The sequence below is a fragment of the Salinisphaera shabanensis E1L3A genome (genome assembly GCF_000215955.2).
GTDB classification, from domain to species: Bacteria; Pseudomonadota; Gammaproteobacteria; order Nevskiales; family Salinisphaeraceae; genus Salinisphaera; species Salinisphaera shabanensis.
The window spans coordinates 39,004-54,551 of record NZ_AFNV02000017.1 but is presented as its reverse complement, the minus strand read 5'-3'; the positions used below and the strand labels follow the sequence as shown (position 1 = coordinate 54,551).

16 protein-coding genes and 1 pseudogene are annotated in these 15,548 nt (G+C 62.8%); 11 read left to right on the top strand and 6 right to left on the bottom strand.

The genetic code is table 11. From position 1 onward, the window contains the following. Positions 1-164: 164 nt before the first annotated feature. From SSPSH_RS11725 to SSPSH_RS11710, 4 genes are read left to right on the top strand one after another with little or no spacing between them, the layout of a single operon-like run. Positions 165-791, top strand: a complete 627-nt coding sequence (locus tag SSPSH_RS11725; RefSeq protein ID WP_006914912.1) for a ubiquinone biosynthesis accessory factor UbiJ — start codon at positions 165-167, stop codon at positions 789-791. Then, positions 791-2,410: a ubiquinone biosynthesis regulatory protein kinase UbiB gene (gene ubiB, locus SSPSH_RS11720; protein ID WP_006914913.1), complete on the top strand. Its 1,620-nt coding sequence runs from the start codon at positions 791-793 to the stop codon at positions 2,408-2,410. The genes SSPSH_RS11725 and ubiB overlap by 1 nt, the downstream gene beginning before the upstream one ends. A 13-nt stretch (positions 2,411-2,423) precedes the next feature. After that, entirely contained in the window at positions 2,424-2,921 is a 498-nt protein-coding gene (locus tag SSPSH_RS11715) for a GNAT family N-acetyltransferase (protein WP_021031732.1), read from the top strand. Continuing rightward, complete coding sequence (locus SSPSH_RS11710; protein ID WP_006914916.1) at positions 2,921-3,508, top strand: GNAT family N-acetyltransferase; 588 nt, start codon at positions 2,921-2,923, stop codon at positions 3,506-3,508. The genes SSPSH_RS11715 and SSPSH_RS11710 overlap by 1 nt, the downstream gene beginning before the upstream one ends. Positions 3,509-3,555: 47 nt before the next feature. On the opposite strand, the pseudogene SSPSH_RS11705 reads toward SSPSH_RS11710, so the two are convergent. Both SSPSH_RS11705 and SSPSH_RS11700 read right to left on the bottom strand, forming a co-directional pair. Next, positions 3,556-4,889, bottom strand: a pseudogene (locus SSPSH_RS11705) (S41 family peptidase). A 122-nt stretch (positions 4,890-5,011) separates the two neighbouring features. Next, the gene (locus tag SSPSH_RS11700; protein ID WP_006914919.1) at positions 5,012-6,169 is read right to left on the bottom strand and encodes a murein hydrolase activator EnvC family protein; all 1,158 of its coding nucleotides are present in this window, start codon (positions 6,167-6,169) and stop codon (positions 5,012-5,014) included. Here SSPSH_RS11700 and SSPSH_RS19000 point away from each other — a divergent pair. From SSPSH_RS19000 to SSPSH_RS11675, 6 genes are all read left to right on the top strand, one after another. Further along, on the top strand, positions 6,168-6,305 hold the full coding sequence (locus SSPSH_RS19000; protein WP_006914920.1) for a hypothetical protein: 138 nt from the start codon (positions 6,168-6,170) through the stop codon (positions 6,303-6,305). The two genes, SSPSH_RS11700 and SSPSH_RS19000, sit on opposite strands and share 2 nt — an antisense overlap. Positions 6,306-6,404: 99 nt before the next feature. Then, positions 6,405-6,836, top strand: coding sequence for a rhodanese-like domain-containing protein (locus SSPSH_RS11695; RefSeq protein ID WP_006914921.1), 432 nt, complete (start codon positions 6,405-6,407; stop codon positions 6,834-6,836). A 43-nt stretch (positions 6,837-6,879) separates the two neighbouring features. Next, on the top strand, positions 6,880-7,374 hold the full coding sequence (secB, locus tag SSPSH_RS11690; RefSeq protein WP_006914922.1) for a protein-export chaperone SecB: 495 nt from the start codon (positions 6,880-6,882) through the stop codon (positions 7,372-7,374). 6 nt (positions 7,375-7,380) lie between these two features. Beyond that, positions 7,381-8,403, top strand: a complete 1,023-nt coding sequence (locus SSPSH_RS11685) for an NAD(P)H-dependent glycerol-3-phosphate dehydrogenase (protein ID WP_006914923.1) — start codon at positions 7,381-7,383, stop codon at positions 8,401-8,403. An 83-nt stretch (positions 8,404-8,486) separates the two neighbouring features. After that, on the top strand, positions 8,487-9,107 hold the full coding sequence (locus SSPSH_RS11680) for a CDP-alcohol phosphatidyltransferase family protein (RefSeq protein ID WP_006914924.1): 621 nt from the start codon (positions 8,487-8,489) through the stop codon (positions 9,105-9,107). Continuing rightward, entirely contained in the window at positions 9,107-9,790 is a 684-nt protein-coding gene (locus SSPSH_RS11675) for an HAD family hydrolase (protein WP_006914925.1), read from the top strand. Before SSPSH_RS11680 ends, SSPSH_RS11675 begins: the two co-directional genes overlap by 1 nt. A gap of 19 nt (positions 9,791-9,809) precedes the next feature. On the opposite strand, the gene SSPSH_RS11670 is transcribed toward SSPSH_RS11675, so the two are convergent. Together SSPSH_RS11670 and SSPSH_RS11665 are read right to left on the bottom strand one after the other, a co-directional pair. Continuing rightward, the gene (locus SSPSH_RS11670; protein WP_006914926.1) at positions 9,810-10,256 is read right to left on the bottom strand and encodes a tRNA (cytidine(34)-2'-O)-methyltransferase; all 447 of its coding nucleotides are present in this window, start codon (positions 10,254-10,256) and stop codon (positions 9,810-9,812) included. 14 nt (positions 10,257-10,270) lie between these two features. Continuing rightward, the gene (locus SSPSH_RS11665; RefSeq protein WP_006914927.1) at positions 10,271-10,591 is read right to left on the bottom strand and encodes a putative signal transducing protein; all 321 of its coding nucleotides are present in this window, start codon (positions 10,589-10,591) and stop codon (positions 10,271-10,273) included. Between the two features lie 102 nt (positions 10,592-10,693). On the opposite strand from SSPSH_RS11665, the gene SSPSH_RS11660 reads away from it, so the two are divergent. Beyond that, positions 10,694-11,017, top strand: a complete 324-nt coding sequence (locus tag SSPSH_RS11660) for a hypothetical protein (RefSeq protein WP_006914928.1) — start codon at positions 10,694-10,696, stop codon at positions 11,015-11,017. A gap of 235 nt (positions 11,018-11,252) precedes the next feature. Here SSPSH_RS11660 and SSPSH_RS11655 read toward each other — a convergent pair whose 3' ends face one another. Together SSPSH_RS11655 and SSPSH_RS11650 are read right to left on the bottom strand one after the other, a co-directional pair. Further along, positions 11,253-12,365, bottom strand: coding sequence for an OmpA family protein (locus SSPSH_RS11655; protein WP_006914929.1), 1,113 nt, complete (start codon positions 12,363-12,365; stop codon positions 11,253-11,255). A 4-nt stretch (positions 12,366-12,369) separates the two neighbouring features. Further along, positions 12,370-15,534 (bottom strand): M16 family metallopeptidase, encoded by a 3,165-nt coding sequence (locus tag SSPSH_RS11650; protein ID WP_006914930.1) that lies wholly within the window; start codon positions 15,532-15,534, stop codon positions 12,370-12,372. Between the last annotated feature and the right edge of the window lie 14 nt (positions 15,535-15,548).

Sequence of the window (15,548 nt, the reverse complement as noted above, 5' to 3'; positions counted from 1 at the left end):
GCGATTTGCGGCCCAACCCTCCGGGACAAGCGCTGTTTTACGGCAATCCAGTGTTCTAGCACGCTTGCGCAGAATGACTGCGCGTCGCGTACTACGCCTCGTCTTGCCGAAAAACAGCGCTTGGCGCGGACTCTTACGAAACACCAACAGGCCCTAGGTTCGCCATGACGGATTCTTCTCTACGCAGCCTGCCCACACCGGCGCTGGGCGCAGCCGAAATTGCGCTCAATCGCTATCTGGGCAATGACCCGCGTGCACTAGCCCGCTGCGAGGATCTGGCCGGCCGTTCGCTCGAGCTGCGCTTTTCGGATCTTCAGCTACGGCTGGTGTTCATTGCCGAACGCCACGGCATGCAGCTGCGCGGCGCGTCCGACACCGAAGCGGATGTGTGTCTGACCGGCACATCGACCGCATTCGGTCGCATTCTGTTTTCCGGCGGCCGGGAAGGCATTACCGGCGGCGGCCTACGTATTGAAGGCGATGTGGGCGTGGCCCAGCGGTTTTCCGATCTGTTCGCCAGCGTCGATTTCGACCTCGTGGATATCATTGATGCGCGCCTGGGGCCGGTGCCGGCTTATTTCATTGGTCAGGGCATCAAGCAGGCGCGTGCGTTGTTTTCGCGTGCCGCCCGAGAGTTCCCGGAGCAAACCGCAGAATATCTTCGCGAGGAAACACGCGACGTGATCGGCCCTTGGGAGCACGAAAAATTCGTGACTGAAATCGAAACCCTGCGTGACGACGCCGAACGCCTGGCCGCGCGTGTTACTCGTCTCGATAGCGGGAGTCGCTGATGTTCGATCGCAGCCGGCGCATGTTGGAAATTCTGCGCACCGCGCGCCGTTACGGTCTGGGCGAAATTGCGGGTGATGCCGCACCCACCTGGTTGCTTGGCAAACCCCGGAGTTTCGACGAGCCGTTGAATGTTCGCCTGCGCCTTGCGCTCGAAGAGCTCGGCCCGGTGTTCGTCAAGTTCGGCCAGACGCTATCCACGCGGCGCGATCTATTGCCCGAGGGCATGGCCGAGGAGCTGTCGAAACTCCAGGACGAGGTGCCGCCGTTCGAGGGCGCCGAAGCACGCCGCTTGATCGAAGCGGCTTATGGGCATTCGCTCGATAAGTTCTTCGAATATTTCGAGACCGAGCCTATGGCCGCGGCCTCGATCGCCCAGGTCCATCGCGCGCGCCTGCATGCACGCGCTGGCGAAGCGCAGGGCCGCGAGGTGGTCGTCAAGGTGCTGCGCCCGGATGTGCACGAACGCATCGAGCGCGACGTAGCCGTGCTCTATCGGCTGGCCGGCCTCGCCGCGCGTTTCCATCCGGAAGCCAAGCGCCTGCGCCCGGTCGAGATCGTGGCCGAATACGACCGCATCATTACCGACGAGCTGGATCTCATGCGCGAGGGCGCCAATGCCAGTCAGCTCGGGCGCAACTGGGCCGGCTCGGATCTGATCGTGCATCCGGAAATCCATTTCGATTACAGCACCGAAACCGTGCTGGTCATGGAGCATATGTACGGCGTGCCGATCGACGATGTCGACACGCTCAAGGCCGCCGGCGTGGACTTCAAAGTGCTTGCCGAGCGCGGCGTGGAGATCTTTTTCAAGCAGGTCTTTCGCGACAACTTCTTTCATGCCGACATGCACCCGGGCAATATCCTCGTACAGCCGGAGGTGCCGCACCGGCCGCGCTATGTGGGGCTGGACTTCGGCATCGTCGGCTCGCTGACCGCAGACGATCAGCGCTATCTGGCCGAAAACTTCCTGGCGTTCTTCAACCAGGACTATCGCAAGATCGCCGAACTGCACGTCGAATCCGGCTGGATGCCGGCAGATACCAGCATCGAAGAGTTCGAAGGCGCGATTCGGACCGTGTCCGAGCCGATCATGAACAAGCCGCTGGCCGAGATTTCGTTCGGCTTGTTCCTGGTGCGGCTGTTCAAGATCGCACGCCGGTATCGCTATCAGGTACAGCCGCAGCTGGTCTTGTTGCAAAAGACCGTGCTCAACGTCGAAGGGCTGGGCCGCGACCTTTATCCGCAGCTCGATCTGTGGGCGACCGCCAAGCCGGTGCTGGAAGAATGGATGCGCCATCGTGCCAGCCCACGGGTCGCCGCCGAACGCATGCGCAATCAACTGCCGCAGATCATGGACGGGTTGCCCGGTATGGCGACCAAGCTGATGAAGCGCGTCGACGAAGGCACGAACCCCGCTGCGCGCGAACTGGAACGCGCGCTCACCGATATCACCCACGAGCTGCGCAGCGCCCGCCGGGCCATGCGCTGGACGGTGGTGGGCACGGGTATGGTCGTTTCCGGCGTATTACTGGTGATCTATCCGCCGGCGCCGATCTGGGTCGGCATCGTCGGTGGTCTGGCCGGCCTGGGCTGCTGGGTGCAGGCCTCGCGCGGCTAGCGGCGTTGCCTGGATGCGTGAGTCGGCGCTTTCTGCCGGGGCGGTCGGTGACCGACTCTGGCTACGGGTGGCCGATGCAATCGACAAACCGATTCTGTTTCGCTGGCAGGTGGATGCCTACCGCGCGCATATCGAGGCGCTGTGGGGCTGGGATGCGCGCTGGCAAGAGCGCGATTTCAACAAGCTCTTTGCCGCGCTGCCGCCGCTGGTGATCATGCAGCGTGGCGCAGACGCGGTTGGCTATATCCAGAGCCAGCGTCGCGCGCAATCCTTGCATCTGGCCAATATCGTGTTGCGTGCCGAAATGCGAGGGCAGGGGATTGGCACACGGATGCTGGGCCATCTGCAATCGCGCGCGAGCGCCGACGGGATTGCGGTCACGCTCAAGGTGTTTCGCAGCAACAAACGCGCGCTTGCGTTCTATCGTGGACTCGGGTTTGAAGAAACCAGCCGCTCGAACACCCATTTCGAGTTGCGTTGGTTGCCGGGATCGTTGGCAAAGAGGTTGTGATGGGCTGGCTGAAGACAACGAAACTGGGTGGCACGCATGTCACGCTCGAGCCGCTGCAGCACGACCACGTGGCGGCGTTGTGTGAAGCAGTGCGCGACGGCGAGGCCTGGCGACTGTGGGTTGCCGACGTACCGAGTCCGCAGCGAATGAAAGGCTATGTGGAAACGGCGCTCGCGGCGTCCGATCAACGCGCGTTTGTCGTACGAGAAAACGATTCCAATGGGTCGATCGTCGGCACGACGCGCTTTTACGGCGTGGATACCGACAACCGTCGGGCGCTGATCGGCTTTACCTGGTATGCGGCGCGCGTGCGGCGAACCGCGGTCAATAGCGAGGCCAAGTATCTGTTGTTGTCGTATCTGTTCGATGACAACAATGCCATTGCGGTCGAGTTCCGAACGCACAGCTTGAACACGGCATCTCGGCACGCGATCGAACGCCTCGGTGCGAAACAAGACGGGCTGCTGCGCAGCCACCGGATTCGCGCCGACGGCACGCTACGCGATACCGCGGTCTATTCGATCATCGCGGCCGAATGGCCGGCGATACATGCGAACCTGCAGGCCAGACTCGCCGCCTACGACTGAGCGCAGGCAGCACGACTCGCGATTCGTTAATGCGCGAGGCGCTCGGCTCAGCGATCGCGCAGGATATGAAGCCCCTTGAGCAGGTTCAGCGCTTCGTAGAGCGGATAGTCCGACTGGGCGAGATCGCCGCTGCTGGTGGCATTGTCCGACGGGCCGGGCACGCGGCCGGTGTCGGTGGTGTCGTTGGAGAGCGCACCGGCGAGATCGGCCTCGGAGAAGGGCGTTACACCGTTGGACTCGGCCGCAGTGACATTGACGTTCTGAATGCCCACGTCCGGCTCGATGCCTTCGGCCTGAATCGAACGCCCGCTCGGCGTGTAATAGCGCGCGGTGGTGAGCTTGAGCGCGGCACCATTGGCCAGCGGCACGATGGTCTGCACCGAGCCCTTGCCGAAGGTGCGCGTGCCCATGATCACCGCGCGATTGTCGTCCTGTAGTGCACCGGCCACGATTTCGGACGCCGACGCCGAGCCTTCGTTGACCAGCACCACGATCGGGGCGCCGTCGAGCATGTCGCCCGGCGTGGCCGTGAACTGTTGATCGGTATTCGGCGCTCGGCCGCGAATCGAGACAATATCGCCGCTGTTGATGAAGGTGTCGGCCACATCAACTGCGGAGCTGAGCACGCCGCCGGGGTTGTTGCGCAGGTCGAGCACGATGCCGCGCAGCGGATCTTCGGCCTCATCCTTGAGGTCGGCGAGTTCGTGTTTCAGGCTGTCGCCGGTCTGGCTGGAGAACTGGGTGATACGCACATAGCCGTAGCCGCGGTCGAGCATGCGGGATTTGACGCTTTCGACGCGGATCACGGCGCGTTTGAGCGTGACCTTGAACGGCTCGTCGCGCTCTTCACGCAGAATGGTGAGCGTGACTTCGCTGCCGGCATCGCCGCGCATGGCCTTGACCGCGTCCATCAGGCTCATGCCTTTCACGGCCGTATCGTCGATACGGATGATCAGATCGCCGGCCTGGATATTGGCCTTGCTTGCGGGGGTGTCATCGATGGGGGCCACGACTTTCACGAAGCCGTTGGCCATCTGCACTTCGATACCGAGCCCGCCGAACTTGCCGGAAGTGGAGATCGAAATCTCCTTGAACTCTTCCTTGTTCAGATAGGCCGAATGCGGGTCCAGGCCGTCGAGCATGCCGCGGATGGAATTCTCGAGTAGCGTCTGTCAGAGACATCCTCGACATAGCCTTGTTTCACCCGATTGAGGATTTCGACGAACGTGCGCAGTTCGTCGAGCGGCAGGCCATGGGCCTCGACACTGTCATCGGTATTGGCGCTGCCGCGATCGGCCAGACCGCCCTGGGCGACGCTCACGATCACGCCGATGACCACGCCCAGCGCAATCAGCAGCGAGCTGCGGGTTTTCGATCGCATGAATCCTGACTCCCCTGGGACGACCCCACCCGCACGCGCGCAACTGCGCGCTCATAATCAACGACTAATGCGGGAATAATGCAGTCGAAAAGATAGCATATCGTGCGCCTGCTTCGGTTGGCTCAGCCTGCCAGCCAGCTGTCCGGATTGATCGGCGTACGCCCGCGTCGCAGCTCGAAATAAGCGCCGTCCTGTGTATGACCACCGCTATGGCCGGCCTTGGCGACCGCCTGGCCTTGTTCCACGCGATCGCCGACTTCGACATAGGTGCTCTCGGCGTGGCCGTACAGCGTGTAGTAGTCGTTGCCGTGATCGACCACCACGATCAATCCGTAGCGGTGCATATAGCCGACATAGACTACTCGTCCGCCCGCGACTGCGCGCACCGGCGTGCCCGCATCCGCGCCGAGCCATTCGCCTTGCCATTTGAGCGGGCCACCGGCCTTGGTGCTGCCAAAGCGCGCCAGCACCGGCCCGCTGACCGGCGGCTGCATACGGCCCTTGAGCTGACCGAATGGTGTGTCGTCGGCGGGTTCGGCTGGCAGATCGGACAACTGGGTGCGCAGCCGGCCCATGAGACTGCGCAGGCGTTGTTCGTCGGCCTTCATCTCCGAAAGGGTCGCCTGCTTGTTCGAAAGCTGACTGTCGAGCGCCGTGATCGCTTGTTCGCGTTGCGTCTGGTTGGCCTTGAGGCTGGCGAGTGTGGATTCGCGCGCGCGGCGCTGGCGCGTCAGTTCCGCCTGCTCGTTTTCCAGCGCATTCTGGCGCACGGCCAGGTCGGCGAGCGCGCTGCGTAACGTTGTGACCTGTTCGGTGCGGGCGTTGGCGAAATATTCGTAGTAGACGAGCATGCGGCCGAGTTTTTCCGGGGATTGGCCCGATAGCAGCAGGCGCATCTTGTCCATCTGACCGCTGGCATGCGCTGCCCGAACCTGCTCGCGCAGCGCGTCGAGCTGGCCGCTGAGCTTTTCACGTTCGCGATCGCGGCGCTGGGTGAGATCGGTTACGCGAGTTCGGGCGTCGGCGACCTTGTCGTCGAGTCCGCGCAGGCGCTTCGACGCCGCGCTGATATCGGCTTCGGCCTGGCTCAGTCGTTGTGACAGGTCGCTGCGCTGGCTTTTGTCCTGAGCGATCTGCTGGCGCACGTTGTCGATACGGTCGCGCAATGCATCGAGCTCGGCGCGCGCGCTTTGCGAGCGCGCGTCGCCGCTTTGGGCCAGCCCGGGGCTGGCCACGCCGAAAGCGAGCAGGCAGACGCCGGCGAAAACAACGAAGCGCATGGGCGCTAGTGTATGGCTCAACGGCAAAACCGTCATGCCCGGCGTACGCTTTGCGCGCAACATCGCCGGGCCGCGTTTCTGTTCGGCCCAATGCGCGCCGTTTGGCGGCGTGTCGGTACGCGTTGTCGGCGAGTAGCCCGCGCGGTATGCAATAATCGCGGCGCGACGCGCAGTCTGCGCATCTCTCGATCGTGAATTCACCGGCCCGCTGTGGCCGATTTGGACCGTACACGCCATGAATCTGGAGCAGATACAGGACTTCATCACCAACCACCCCTATTTGTGGAGTGCGCTGGTACTGGCGCTGATCGCACTGGCGGTCAACGAAGCGCTACGGACCGTCAAGGGCCAGAAGCCGATTCCCGCCAATGAGGCAGTCCGGCTGATGAATACAGAAGATGCGATTGTGGTGGATACGCGCTCGGCCGCGGATTTCAAGAAAAGCCATATCCTCAATGCCAAGCATGTGCCCATGGCCGGCATCGAGGAACGGGCCAAGGAAATCAGCAAGAACACCGATCGCACGATCATCTGCTACTGCGGGATCGGCAATGTCGCGCCGCAGGCAGCAGCGAAGCTGCGCAAGCTTGGTTACACGCGTGCCTACGCGCTCAAGGGCGGTATCAACGCCTGGCAGGGCGACGGCATGCCGGTGACCAGCAAGTAGCGCCAATCAGCGCGACAGCAATTCAAGGCAACGAGGAGGCGAGATGGCAGACGAGAACGGCCAGGGGGCCAGCGAAAACGACCAGGCCCAGCGGCAGGTCGCGCTGCAGAAGATTTATATCCGCGATGCGTCCATCGAGGTGCCGAACGGCCCGCGCGTGTTCACCGAGCAGTACCAGCCGGAAGTCAACGTCGACCTGAACACGCGGATCGAGAATCTCAGCCGCGAAACGCATCAGGTTACTTTGACCGTGACCGTTACCGCCAAGCAGGGCGAACGCACGGCGTATATCGTCGAAGTGCAGCAGGCGGGCGTTTTCCAGATCGAAGGCTTCGATGACGACGGCGAGCGCGGGCATTTGCTCGGCGCTTACTGCCCGTCGATTCTGTTTCCCTACATCCGCGAAAGCGTGGGCGACATGGTTCAGCGCGCAGGCTTCCCGCATTTTCTGCTGCAGCCGGTGAATTTCGACCGTCTCTATGCGCAGCATCAGAGCAACGATGGCGGGCCGACCGATGTCGGCGACGCGACGCACTAGCGCATCATGAGCGCTGCGGACGAGGCGACTGATCGCTGTATTGCTGTGCTGGGGGCAGGCTCCTGGGGCACCGCGCTCGCGATTCAGCTCGCACGCAACGGCAATGCGGTGCAGCTTTGGGCGCGCGACGCGGATGCTGTCGCCGCGCTTGCGGCCGATCGCGAGAACAAACGCTATCTGCCGGGCTGCGCCCTGCCTGAGTCGCTGACGCCTGAAGCCGACATGGGCACGGCGGTCGAGGCCGCCGACGATGTGTTGGTTGTCGTACCCAGCCACGCGCTGCGCGAAACGCTGGAACGGCTGGCCCCGTTGTTGGGTGAGCACCGACGCGTGATCTGGGCGACGAAGGGTCTCGAGCCCGAATCCGCCAAGTTGCCGGATCAGGTCGCGGCCGAAACGCTCGGCGCGGATCGCGTTACGGCCGTGCTGTCGGGCCCGAGCTTCGCCGGCGAAGTCGGCCAGGGCATGCCCACCGCGGTGACTATCGCTTCGGGTGATGAGGCCTTCGCGCGCGATATGGCCGGGGCGTTTCACGATGGCGTGTTCCGTGTGTACACCACCCGCGATGTCATCGGCGTTGGCGTCGGCGGCGCGGTCAAGAATGTGCTGGCCATCGCCGTCGGCATATCCGACGGGCTCGGTTATGGCGCGAACGCGCGCGCGCTGCTGATCACGCGCGGTTTGTCGGAAATGATGCGGCTCGGCGAAAAGCTGGGCGGCGAACGCACGACCTTCACCGGCATGGCCGGTCTGGGCGACCTGCTCCTGACCTGTACCGACGATCAGTCGCGCAACCGGCGCATGGGGTTGGCGCTGGCGGCCGGCAATGATGTCGAAGGCGCACAGCGGGAAATCCAGCAGGTGGTTGAAGGTGTGCGCGTAGCCCGCGAGGTCTATCGCATCGCCCAGCACCTGGGCGTGGAGATGCCGATTGCGACCCAGGCTTTTCGTGTGCTCCACGAGGACGTCGCGCCGCGTGATGCGGTGCGTAAATTGACGGATCGACCGTTCCGTTCCGAAAAAGACTAAAATATGACAGTTGGCGGTGACTGTGTCCCCGCCGCTGCATGTTTGACGACCGCACCAAGACTCATTCAAAAGACGATCGCGCCATGGCGAACTGGGTAACTTTCGGCCGTTTCCTGCTGCTTTTCGTGCTGCTGGGAATCATCTATTCCGGCGTGCCCACATTGCAGCTGGTCAACGCGCCGCTAACCGTGCTGATCATCGCGCTCGACGGCGTCGACGGTTGGGTGGCGCGTAAATTCAACGAAGAATCGCTGTTCGGTGCGACCTTCGATATTGCCATCGATCGCATCGTCGAAACCGTGCTCTGGGTCGTGCTGGCCCATCTGGGTTTCATCGGTGTATGGATTCCGTTGCTGTTCATCATTCGCGGCAACCTTGTCGATGCCATCCGCAGCAAGGGCGCGGCGTCGGGCACCGCGGCTTTCGACATGATGCAATCGCCGATCGGGCGTTTTCTGGTCGCGGGACGCTTCATGCGGGGCTTCTATGCCGTACTCAAGGCGGTGGCGTTTGCCTGGATTCTGTTCTGGCAGCCGTTTCCGTTTCTCGCGCCCGAGTTCTGGGCTGATTACGGCTGGTTCTGTGTCGGCGTGGGTCTGGTTCTGGCCTGGGCATCGGCGGCGATCTGCATCGCCCGCGGCTTGCCGGTGATTATTGAATTCTGTGTCAATGAGCGCCCCGGCGCCGCGGCGGGTAACAGCTGATGCGATTGGTGCTTTTCGATATCGACGGCACGCTCGTACCGGGTTCGAGTTCCGAAGCGCGCTTTGCCCGCTATCTTTGGGATCGCGGTGCGCTGGGCCTACGCCAGTTGCTCGCGTTCGCATGGTTCTGCTTGCGTTACTTCCCGCGCTACGGTCGCCATGTCATGCAGAAGAACAAGGCCTATCTGAGTGGTCGTAGCAAAGCCGACATCGCGGTATTGGCGCGCGATTTTGTCGACGAACGGCTTATGCCAGCGCTGTATGCGCCGGCGGTCGAGCGTTTGCGCGCGCACCAGGCGGCGGGCGATCGTGTGGCCCTGCTGTCCGGCACACCGCAGTTCATTGCGGATGCGCTGGCGGTGGCCCTCGGCGTCGAGTACAGCCATGCATCGCTGTGTGCGAGCAAGGCGTCACGCTACACCGGCGCGCCGCCGGTACGTCATCCCTACGGGCCGACCAAGATTGACGCTGCGCAAGCGTTGGCCAAGGAAACCGATCTGCCGCTAGCGACCGCGGTCGCCTTTGGCGATTCGATCACCGACGCGTATCTGTTTCGCGTGGTCGAGGAGGCCGTCGCGGTTCAGCCCGACAAGCGTTTGAGCGAAGAGGCTCAGGGCGCCGGATGGGAAGTGCTGCTGGATCGGATGACTGGAACGAGCTCGCAGGATCGCGGCAAAACCTGATCCACATCACTTGTGCCGGCTACACGAAGCCCAGTTGGCGCCAGGCCTCGAAAGCGATCACGGCCACGCTGTTGGATAGATTGAGGCTTCGGTTCCCGGCCTGCATGGGCAGGTAGATCGCCGCCGCAGCGTTGTCCACGAGATCGCTCGGCAGGCCGCGGGTTTCACAGCCGAACAGCAGCGCATCGTCTTGCCGGTAATGGATTTCATCGTAGCGCGTCGTACCGCGTTTGGTGGCGGCGAATACCCGTGTCTGCGGGTAGGCGTCGCGCCACGCTTCGAAATCGTTCCACTCATGAATTACAGCACGCTCGCGATAGTCGAGTCCGGCCCGGCGCATATGCTTGTCGTCAAGGGAAAATCCCAGCGGATGAATTAGATGCAACGTGGCGCCGACGTTCACGCACAAGCGAATGACGTTGCCGGTATTGGGCGGGATTTCGGGTTGGTGCAGGACGATATGCATGAGCGCGGGTGTCTTCAGTCGGCGGGTTTCAGGGTTTCGCAGTTCCAGCACTGTTGAAACTGGGCATCGAGGTATTCGCCGCAAGCCGAGCACTGCCAGGGGCGGCCGTCGTTGAGCGCGCCGCGTTCGAAGTCGCGTATGAGCGCGCGCGCGGCGTCGTAATCGTCGGCCTCATCGACCCAGACGCTAGGATAGACGTTGGCCGGCAAATCGCCCATGCCACCCCATAGGTACTGATTACGCACATGGGCGCCGATGCCGTGGTTGACCAGTACATCCTTGGCGATCTCGGCATTGACCGGGTCGGCGGCGAGATAGACTTCGCGCGCGCTCATGGTGCCGCTTGTCGGACCCTGAGTGCCGGTCGCACGGCATTAATTGACTTGGGCGAGGGCTTTGCTAATGTGAGCCGACCGTATGTCATGGGGGTTAGGATCATGAGCGTTTTCTCTGCGCGCCGCGCGCTGATCGTCGTAGTGGCCGCGCTGGGTCTCGGCCTCGCCAATCCGGCTGCCGCCATCGATGATTATGCCGAGGCCGGCACACCGTCTGCAGCCGCCATGGGTGTGGATGTCCTGCTCGTGCGTCCGGTCAGCTTTGCGGCGACCGCGGTCGGTACGGGCCTGTTTGTCGTGTCGTTGCCGTTTTCCCTGCTGGGTATGAATACGGCCGATGCGGCCGACCGGCTGATCAAGGAGCCGGGCAAATATACCTTTGTGCGCCCGTTGGGCAATTTCCAGGCGAGCAGCCCGGAACGCTGATTCAGTAGCGCATGACGCCCACAGTAACAAAAGCCGGCCTTATCCAGAGGCCGGCTTTTTTGTTGGCCGGTCGACGCTGAGCCAGGCGGCGCGCCTGCTGCGCTCATTAATCGACCACGGCGGCGGTGCAGCTGGGTAATGAAAACGCCAGTCTCGCGGTGCGAGCTGGCGCTTCATTCGGCGCGCGTATCGCGCTATCGAGTCTGCGAATACGCCGCTGTCATGCGGGGCGCGACTAGTCTGGCGAGAACTCGTCGAGCAGTCCGCCCGGTGTGACGATTATCTCGACACGGCTACCGTCTGCGTCGTCGGCGCGTTCGCCGGCGCGGATCTCGATCTTGCTATCGGGCACGCCGTGTGCGGCCAGGAAATCCGAAACGCGTGCGGCCTGGGCGACCGATCCGCCGGTGTCGCGACTGTCGCTGAATGACGGGCCGTGTACGACGACGCGCTGAACCTGATCGCTGGCCAATGCCCCGGCGAGACGGCGCAGCACGCGCTGCCCTTCGCCGGTGACCTGCGGGCGCCCCTTGTCGAGCTCGACGACCTTCATGAGCTCGATGCTGCGCGGTTCGCCATCCACGGTGGGCGCTGCCGGCTCTGCCTGGGGCTGGCTTTCAAGCTCTGGCTGCGACTGTGGCTGGGTCTGTTCGGCGGGTGCGTTGTCGAAACTGCGCGACGGCGAAGTCTCGAGTTGACTGGTGGACAGACCGGACGGCGCTTTCGGCGAGGATGAGCGTGGCTGGCGAGCCGGTTGCGTTGCGGAACGCGAGGTATCGCCTTGCACCGGATTCACGCGGTAACGAATCGTGAAGGCGATGTCGTTGACCTGTTTGCCGGTCCAGTTGAGCGTGTTCTCGCGCTTTTCCCAAGTGCCGGAGCGGTTCGACTCGTAAGCCAGGATATCGATATTGCGGGGCAGTACCCACGTATAGGAGAACGAGGCGAAATCGTCGGGCGCGTTCCATTTGCCCAGGTGGCCATCGCTGCGCGTAACGCCGTCCCAGCTGTTGAAGACATAGACGTTGTTATCGTTGCGCTCGACTTCGGCATCGAACGCGCCGGTATTCATGAGCGCAAAGCTGCCGCTTTTGAAGTGCAGCCGCGTACCGCCGTCGTCCAGCGGGGTCGATTCGTAATCTGCCGGCACGATGAAGACCGCATCGTCGGGCGCTTCGTCCGGGCCCAGATAGAGCACGCGCTCGGCGAGATCGGAGCGCAACGTCTTGTAGCTGGTGAAATTCAGCCCGTTGGCGCCCATCACGATGATGTCTTCGCGTTCGACTGCGGCCAGCGCCTGCGTCGCGCAGGCCGCCAGCACCAGCATCGCGGTCAAGCGACTCCACATCAGCCTATTCATCCTTGTCCCCATCCCCCTCGGCATCATCTCCGGTCGACGTTTCGAGTGTCGTCGGATCTACGGTCTGGACTTTACCCCATCCGAGCTCCCGGATGGCGGTTTCGATTTGATTGAGGTCGCCCACCACGACCCAGGTCAATCCGTCGGTATCGATCATCGACTGGGCGGCCTTGGTGAGCGCCGGGTCGTCGAGATCGCGGATACGACGGACATACCCTTCATAATAGTCGTCGGGGAGATTGAACACGACCGAGTCGGTCAACGTCGAGGCCAACGCCGAGGTGGTCTCGTTTTCGCCCGGCAGGCTGCGGGTGAGATTGGCCTGGGCTGCCGAGAGTTCGCTGTCGCTGACCGGTCGGCCATCGCGGATGGCGATCAGTTCGTCGCGCATCTCCTGCATAGCCGGCGCGGTCTTGTCGATCTGCACTGCCGCATATGCCACGAACGGCTGCTGGGCGCGTGCATTCATGAGCAAGCTGCGGGCCCCATAGGACCAGTGCTTGTCTTCGCGCAGATTCAGGTTCAGACGTGAATTGAACATGCCGCCGAGTACCGCGTTGACCGTTTCCATGGCGACATCCTGATCGCTGGATTTCGGTGGTGCGACATTGCCGGCAATGACCGTGGCCTGATTGCTGCCGGGGCGATCGACCAGGTAAATATGCGCCTGCTCGGGCGGCGTGATTTCGGGTAGCCGTTTTTCCGGCCGTGGTTTGTCGTTGGCTGCTTGCCATTCGCCGAGATGGGCTTCGAGCATGGGCTTGAGCTCGTCCATGGTGGTATCGCCCACGACCACAAGCGTTGCGTTGTCGGGCCGTAGCCAGGTATTGGCAAAGGTGCGGACATCGCCGCCCTTCATGCGCTCGATGGCGGCAAGCGTGCCACTGCCGGTCAGCGGAATGCCGTAGGCGTGATCCTTGCCATACAGCAACGGCCCGAGCGTACGCAGGGCCAGGCTCGTGGGCTGGCGTTTCTCCTGAGCGATGCTGGCGAGGCGCTGTTTTTGGAGCCGCTCGAACTCGTTGGCCGGGAAGGCCGCATTACGGATGACATCGGCATAGATATCGAGCGAGTCGTCGAGCGTGGTGCTCAGCGTGGACAGGCTCAATGTGGCGGAATCCAGCGACGCACTGGTACCGAGGTCGGCACCGAGGCGGTCGAGATCGGCGCTGATTTCGAGCGCGTCGCGGCTATCGGTGCCTTCGTCGAGCATGGCCATCGCAAGGCTCGCGGTACCCGGCGCATCCGGCGGGTCGGCCGCATAGCCGGCATCGAAGACCATGCGCATTTCGACCGTGGGCGTGCTGTGGCGTTCGGCCAGGCGAATCTTCAGGCCGTTGGAAAGCGTCGCATGCTGTACGTCGGGCAGATCCAGGGCCGGCGTATCGCCGATTTCGGGCAGTTGCTCACGATCGACGTCTTCGCCTGTCGCCTTGCGCTCGCCGAAGGGTTCGACGGAAAGCACATAGACGCCGTCCGACAGCCAGCGTGAAGCGGCCATGCGGATATCGTCGGGGCTGGCCTTGCGCAGGATATCCAGCTCCTGCTTGTAGGCGGCCGGATCGTTTTCGTAGATCTCGCCCTGGGCGAGGATATCGGCCTTGCCGCCGATGCCGCCCACGCTTTCCACGCCGCGCACGAACGAGGCGCCAAAACGTGCCCGTGCACGGTTGACCGCATCCGCGGGTGGGCCGTCGTTGACGAATTTGCGCATCTGCGTATCGAGGACTGTCTCGATATCGTCCAGATCGACGCCGGGCCGTGCGGTTGCACTCACGATGAATTGCGAGCCGATTTCCTTGTCCCAGACGAACGCGGAGACGTCGGTGGCGATCTGTTTGTCGTAGACCAGCGTCTTGTAGAGGGGGCTGTTCTTCGAGCCGGCCAGTAGATCGGCCGCGATTTGCAGGCGTGTCGTATCGGGCGCGCCCGTCGGCGGTATGTTCCAGACCTTATAGATACGCGCCTGCGCTACGCGGTCGTGCATCACCTGGCGATGTTCACCCTGCATCGGGGCGACCCAGCGTTTCTGGTGCGATACCGGCGGGCCGGGGTTGATGCTGCCGAAGTATTTTTCGACCTTGGCCTTGGCGGCCTCCGGCTCGATATCGCCGGCGAGCACGAGCACGGCATTGGACGGGCCGTAATAAGTCTTGAACCAGTCTTTCACGTCTTCGAGCGAGGCCGCGTTGAGATCGGCCTCGGAGCCGATCGTCGACCACGAGTAAGGATGGCCGGCCGGATAGGTGTTCGGCGGGATCGAGTCGAAGACTTTGCCATACGGCTGGTTCTCGCCCTGGCGTTTTTCGTTGAGCACGACGCCGCGTTGTTCTTCGAGCAGGTTCTGGTCGATTGCGCCCAGGAAATGCCCCATGCGGTCGGATTCCATCCACAGCGCCATATCCAGCGCGGATGTCGGCACGCTCGCGAAATAGTTGGTGCGGTCGGCGTTCGTGGTGCCGTTCATATCGGTGGCGCCGGCGCGCTCGAACGGTTCGAAATATTCGCCCTGCCAGTGCTCGCTGCCCTGGAACATCAGATGTTCGAACAGATGGGCAAAGCCGTGCTGGCCCGGCCCTTCGTTCTTGGAGCCGACGTGGTACCAGATATTGACGGCAACGATCGGGGTCTTGTGATCGGTATGCACGATCAGGGTCAGGCCGTTGTCGAGCACGTATTTCTTGTAGCCGATATCGACGTCGGGGATATCGATGCTTTGTTTTTCTGCTTTTTCGGTGTCCGGGGCGGCTTTGGCTTGTGCTTTTTCTGCGTTCGGCTGTGCCGAATCTGGCGCGGCTGCAGCGTCGGCCGTTTCTATTGGGGCGGTGTCTTGACTGTCCGACGGTTCAGCGGTCGGCGGCGTCTCGTCCGACGCCGGCGCTTCGGTCACGCTTTGCTGTCCGGATGTGGCCGTGTCGGCCCCGGCCTGGGTTGGAGCAGCGGCGGTAGTCTCATCGGCGCCGGCGTATTTTTCGGCGTTGGCCGCCTTTGCCGTCGGGGCTGACGCGGGTGTATCGGAAAAGCTATTCTCGACTTGGGCCCAAGCGCGTTCAAGAAAGTTACGATCGTCGCTCGAATTGCCGGTGTTCGTATTGTCGCAGCCGGTGACGAGTACGGCGGTCGTCAACGTCAGACAAAGCAGGATTCGTATCCGCATGAAGAGTCAGTCCT